Here is a 5,557-nt window from a genome sequence, read left to right on the forward strand (position 1 = left end):
CCAGAATCCGGTTAAGACGCTGCTTACTCTTCTGCAAATAGTCAGAAAGAATTTTAATGTCACTGGTCTGGCCTTTTATGCCGCCGGAGGAAGGCTGGTGAATCATAATTTCTGAATTTGGCAAGGCAAAACGCTTGCCCTTTGCACCGCCTGCCAATAAAAATGCTCCAAAGCTTGCAGCCATTCCGATACAGATGGTGGAAACATCGCATTTGATATAATTCATGGTATCGTAAATTGCAAATCCTGCAGATACGGAACCACCCGGACTGTTAATGTATAACTGGATATCCTTACCCGGATCCTGGCCTTCCAGATACAGAAGCTGACTGGTAACCAGACTGGCAGAAGCATCGGTGACTTCTTCACCCAGAAAAATAATCCGGTCATCCAGCAGGCGGGAGTAAATGTCAAAACTGCGTTCACCGCGACTGGTCTGTTCAACTACATAAGGTATAATCATGCTGCAATCCCCCTGACTTCAGACAGTTGTATACAAAAGCTGGTAATGGTATTGTATCCTTTTGCAGAATTGTCTGCGAATACCTGAATTGCCGGACAAAATTCCTGGAAAAGCTCAAATCGCTCCTGCCTGGGTGTAAAAATGTGAAGGCTCCGGCAGGTCTGGGGAGTACATTGATATAATTGCCGGAACGCCAGTGTAAAAGCCTGTTGGAATCATAACCCGCTTTACAGGAAATCTCTGCAATGGGAATGTCGGTCTCTGCTAAAAGTCTGGCAGCTTCTGTCAGTCTGCGTCTCTGGATATATTTATGCATGGTGCAGCCTACCACACTGGAAAATATGCGGTTCAGATAGTATTTTGAATAGTTCATATTCTGTGAAATATCGTCAAGATGGATTTTTTCCTGCAGATGGGATTCAATGTAGGATACAATCTCCACAACAATATCGTTTTTATCACTCATAGTAATGCCCCCTTTCGTGATGGTCATGATTTTTATTATAGCAGATATGTCTTAGGGTGTCTTAATAAAAGTGCTCTCCTTTATGGACAAGAGAGCACTTTTTTAGATTCAAATAAATTACAAATAACTTAGCATTAAAAGCGTATCGTGAAAGTAATTACCCCATCATCAATCTGGCAGTTATATGCAAAACCCTGTTTCTGGGCAGCTGCACTTACAATGGAAAGTCCAAGTCCGGTACCGGACAGCTCTTTATTCCGGGATTTCTCGGCAACATAGAACGGATCCCAGATTCTTTCCAAAAGAATATTGTGGTTGTGGGCTACACCGTTGGAGGTCTGAAAAATAATCCTGCCGTATTCCTCATATAACCGTATGTTTATATGGCTGTTGGAAGTATATTTTACCGCATTAGAGATCAGATTGGAAAATATGGCAGTAATTCCTTCCAGACTTGCAGTGATAACTACATCCGGCAGGATGTCTGCTTGCAGAGTGAGCTGCTTGTTTTCTAACTCCAGCTGATATTCTTCGATCATTCCGGTGAGCATACTGCTGATCTCTACAGATTCTTTGGGATAGTCTTTTTGCCGGATGCGGGATAAATCAAGAAGTCCTTCAATGAGCCTTTCCATTTTTTCATTCTGGCGGATAACCGTGTCCAAGAAAGTGCCGTCATCAATGCCGTCTTTAATGCCGCAGGTATAAGCTTTAATCAGGGCCACCGGTGTCTTCAGATCATGGGATACATTGCCAAGTAGAGCTTCCATCTGTCGGTTTTTTTCAATCAGAGCTTCCTGGGATTCTTTTAGTTTGCAGCTCATGTCATTGATGCTGCTGGCAAGGTCTTCCAGCTCATCGTTTGTCCTGATTTCTATCTGACTGAAATTCTGGTTGGAAATATCCTTTGTCAGTGCGCTGATCTCTGAAAGGGGAGTAGTAATTTTCTTAACCAGAAAATAGATAAGAATCATCATAATAATTACTGCGGCTAAAAAGATACATAAGGTAATGCCATTGATCAATGAGACGATCTCGCTGATATTTGGAATGATGATAGCTACTCCTGCAAAGGTTTCCTCTAAATTCAAGTATTCTACAAGTATACTGTAATGCAGCTTGGATTGGTTGTAGATGCGCAGTTGTCTCCCGTTTGCCATTGTATTCAGGTAATCCTGATCCCAAAGCCAGTAACGGTCCAGCCCCAGACCTTTATCCAGAAACGCATTGCGGAGGCGTTCATTTAATACATCAATATCAGAGGTATTGTCTACGCGGGCAATTACTACATCCCTGGATTCTTCCAGTGCGGCAATGGCTTCGTCTAATGATTCTGCATTTTGCATAAGTGTATTACAAATTTCATTGATTTCTGACTTTCTTTCATAGATATAATATCTTCCGATAAACTGTGAATTTACAACGACTGATATTAATACAACGACAATTAAAACGGCTGAAATACTCAATAGAAATTTTTTGGCAAGTTTACTCATTTTGATTCTCCAACATGTATCCGATACCGATGTGGGTAGTGATATACTTTTCTCCTATTTTATTGCGAAGTCTCCGTATATGGGTATCCAGGGTGCGTTCATCGCCATAATAGTCCATTCCCCAAACGCTGGAAAGTAATTGTTCTCTGGATAGAATCATGCCCTGGTTCAGGAAAAAGGTGTAAAGGAGTTCGTATTCTTTTTTGGTTAGTTTTATTTCTTCCTGCCGTATTTTTACGATTCTGGTGTCCGGATTTAAGGTAAGGCTGCCGCAGGTAAGCAGTTTTCCCAGCTGAAAAGTTTTGCAATCCGAAGGAACAGGATCTCTGACGAAAAAGGTCTGACTTATAGTGCAGCACCATAACGCAAACCTAATGAGCCAAAGATCCTGCTCCTTCGGATTGAAAAACTTATTCAGCTGGGAAAACTGCTTACTGCGGCAGCCTTACCTTAAATCCGGACACCAGAATCGTAAAAATACGGCAGGAAGAAATAAAACTAACCAAAAAAGAATACGAACTCCTTTACACCTTTTTCCTGAACCAGGGCATGATTCTATCCAGAGAACAATTACTTTCCAGCGTTTGGGGAATGGACTATTATGGCGATGAACGCACCCTGGATACCCATATACGGAGACTTCGCAATAAAATAGGAGAAAAGTATATCACTACCCACATCGGTATCGGATACATGTTGGAGAATCAAAATGAGTAAACTTGCCAAAAAATTTCTATTGAGTATTTCAGCCGTTTTAATTGTCGTTGTATTAATATCAGTCGTTGTAAATTCACAGTTTATCGGAAGATATTATATCTATGAAAGAAAGTCAGAAATCAATGAAATTTGTAATACACTTATGCAAAATGCAGAATCATTAGACGAAGCCATTGCCGCACTGGAAGAATCCAGGGATGTAGTAATTGCCCGCGTAGACAATACCTCTGATATTGATGAATTAAATGAACGCCTCCGCAATGCGTTTCTGGATAAAGGTCTGGGGCTGGACCGTTACTGGCTTTGGGATCAGGATTACCTGAATACAATGGCAAACGGGAGACAACTGCGCATCTACAACCAATCCAAGCTGCATTACAGTATACTTGTAGAATACTTGAATTTAGAGGAAACCTTTGCAGGAGTAGCTATCATCATTCCAAATATCAGCGAGATCGTCTCATTGATCAATGGCATTACCTTATGTATCTTTTTAGCCGCAGTAATTATTATGATGATTCTTATCTATTTTCTGGTTAAGAAAATTACTACTCCCCTTTCAGAGATCAGCGCACTGACAAAGGATATTTCCAACCAGAATTTCAGTCAGATAGAAATCAGGACAAACGATGAGCTGGAAGACCTTGCCAGCAGCATCAATGACATGAGCTGCAAACTAAAAGAATCCCAGGAAGCTCTGATTGAAAAAAACCGACAGATGGAAGCTCTACTTGGCAATGTATCCCATGATCTGAAGACACCGGTGGCCCTGATTAAAGCTTATACCTGCGGCATTAAAGACGGCATTGATGACGGCACTTTCTTGGACACGGTTATCCGCCAGAATGAAAAAATGGAAAGGCTCATTGAAGGACTTCTTGATTTATCCCGCATCCGGCAAAAAGACTATCCCAAAGAATCTGTAGAGATCAGCAGTATGCTCACCGGAATGATCGAAGAATATCAGCTGGAGTTAGAAAACAAGCAGCTCACTCTGCAAGCAGACATCCTGCCGGATGTAGTTATCACTGCAAGTCTGGAAGGAATTACTGCCATATTTTCCAATCTGATCTCTAATGCGGTAAAATATACTTCCAACAGCCATATAAACATACGGTTATATGAGGAATACGGCAGGATTATTTTTCAGACCTCCAACGGTGTAGCCCACAACCACAATATTCTTTTGGAAAGAATCTGGGATCCGTTCTATGTTGCCGAGAAATCCCGGAATAAAGAGCTGTCCGGTACCGGACTTGGATTTCCATTGTAAGTGCAGCTGCCCAGAAACAGGGTTTTGCATATAACTGCCAGATTGATGATGGGGTAATTACTTTCACGATACGCTTTTAATGCTAAGTTATTTGTAATTTATTTGAATCTAAAAAAGTGCTCTCTTGTCCATAAAGAGAGCACTTTTTATTAAGACACCCTAAGACATATCTGCTATAATAAAAATCATGACCATCACGAAAGGGGGCATTACTATGAGTGATAAAACGATATTGTTGTGGAGATTGTATCCTACATTGAATCCCATCTGCAGGAAAAAATCCATCTTGACGATATTTCACAGAATATGAACTATTCAAAATACTATCTGAACCGCATATTTTCCAGTGTGGTAGGCTGCACCATGCATAAATATATCCAGAGACGCAGACTGACAGAAGCTGCCAGACTTTTAGCAGAGACCGACATTCCCATTGCAGAGATTTCCTGTAAAGCGGGTTATGATTCCCAACAGGCTTTTACACTGGCGTTCCGGCAATTATATCAATGTACTCCCCAGACCTGCCGGAGCCTTCACATTTTTACACCCAGGCAGGAGCGATTTGAGCTTTTCCAGGAATTTTGTCCGGCAATTCAGGTATTCGCAGACAATTCTGCAAAAGGATACAATACCATTACCAGCTTTTGTATACAACTGTCTGAAGTCAGGGGGATTGCAGCATGATTATACCTTATGTAGTTGAACAGACCAGTCGCGGTGAACGCAGTTTTGACATTTACTCCCGCCTGCTGGATGACCGGATTATTTTTCTGGGTGAAGAAGTCACCGATGCTTCTGCCAGTCTGGTTACCAGTCAGCTTCTGTATCTGGAAGGCCAGGATCCGGGTAAGGATATCCAGTTATACATTAACAGTCCGGGTGGTTCCGTATCTGCAGGATTTGCAATTTACGATACCATGAATTATATCAAATGCGATGTTTCCACCATCTGTATCGGAATGGCTGCAAGCTTTGGAGCATTTTTAATGGCAGGCGGTGCAAAGGGCAAGCGTTTTGCCTTGCCAAATTCAGAAATTATGATTCACCAGCCTTCCTCCGGCGGCATAAAAGGCCAGACCAGTGACATTAAAATTCTTTCTGACTATTTGCAGAAGAGTAAGCAGCGTCTTAACCGGATTCTG

General features: G+C 41.7%; 8 protein-coding genes. 4 read left to right on the forward strand and 4 right to left on the reverse strand.

Going from position 1 to position 5,557, the window contains the following annotated elements; genetic code table 11:
* From CD03_RS0131705 to CD03_RS39260, 4 genes are all read right to left on the reverse strand, one after another.
* Nucleotides 1-463: ATP-dependent Clp protease proteolytic subunit (locus CD03_RS0131705; RefSeq protein WP_027297045.1), on the reverse strand; the 463-nt coding region annotated here is incomplete at its 3' end.
* Complete coding sequence (locus CD03_RS35560; RefSeq protein ID WP_052378100.1) at nt 441-929, reverse strand: helix-turn-helix transcriptional regulator; 489 nt, start codon at nt 927-929, stop codon at nt 441-443. The genes CD03_RS35560 and CD03_RS0131705, both read right to left, overlap by 23 nt.
* 134 nt (nt 930-1,063) lie before the next feature.
* Nucleotides 1,064-2,425: a sensor histidine kinase gene (locus tag CD03_RS0131715; protein WP_027295941.1), complete on the reverse strand. Its 1,362-nt coding sequence runs from the start codon at nt 2,423-2,425 to the stop codon at nt 1,064-1,066.
* Nucleotides 2,418-2,843: a winged helix-turn-helix domain-containing protein gene (locus tag CD03_RS39260; RefSeq protein ID WP_081820516.1), complete on the reverse strand. Its 426-nt coding sequence runs from the start codon at nt 2,841-2,843 to the stop codon at nt 2,418-2,420. Before CD03_RS39260 ends, CD03_RS0131715 begins: the two co-directional genes overlap by 8 nt.
* 74 nt (nt 2,844-2,917) lie before the next feature.
* Between CD03_RS39260 and CD03_RS37590 the strand changes: the two genes are divergently transcribed.
* The 4 genes from CD03_RS37590 to CD03_RS0131735 all read left to right on the forward strand — a co-directional run.
* Nucleotides 2,918-3,142, forward strand: a complete 225-nt coding sequence (locus tag CD03_RS37590) for a winged helix-turn-helix domain-containing protein (RefSeq protein ID WP_255348134.1) — start codon at nt 2,918-2,920, stop codon at nt 3,140-3,142.
* Nucleotides 3,135-4,415, forward strand: a complete 1,281-nt coding sequence (locus CD03_RS35565; RefSeq protein ID WP_052378101.1) for a sensor histidine kinase — start codon at nt 3,135-3,137, stop codon at nt 4,413-4,415. The genes CD03_RS37590 and CD03_RS35565 overlap by 8 nt, the downstream gene beginning before the upstream one ends.
* A gap of 237 nt (nt 4,416-4,652) precedes the next feature.
* Nucleotides 4,653-5,099 carry a helix-turn-helix transcriptional regulator gene (locus CD03_RS0131730; RefSeq protein WP_027297046.1) on the forward strand — a complete coding sequence of 149 codons (447 nt, stop codon included), beginning with the start codon at nt 4,653-4,655 and terminating at the stop codon, nt 5,097-5,099.
* Nucleotides 5,096-5,557 (forward strand): ATP-dependent Clp protease proteolytic subunit (locus CD03_RS0131735; RefSeq protein ID WP_027297047.1); only part of this gene is annotated, 462 nt, incomplete at its 3' end. The genes CD03_RS0131730 and CD03_RS0131735, both read left to right, overlap by 4 nt.

Source organism: Robinsoniella sp. KNHs210, from assembly GCF_000686105.1.
GTDB lineage: Bacteria > Bacillota > Clostridia > Lachnospirales > Lachnospiraceae > Robinsoniella > Robinsoniella peoriensis.

Coding starts and splice junctions, on each gene's coding strand:
- CD03_RS35560 (WP_052378100.1), bottom strand. CDS start 929: ATGAGTGATAAAAACGATATTGTTGTGGAGATTGTATCCTACATTGAA.
- CD03_RS0131715 (WP_027295941.1), bottom strand. CDS start 2,425: ATGAGTAAACTTGCCAAAAAATTTCTATTGAGTATTTCAGCCGTTTTA.
- CD03_RS35565 (WP_052378101.1), top strand. CDS start 3,135: ATGAGTAAACTTGCCAAAAAATTTCTATTGAGTATTTCAGCCGTTTTA.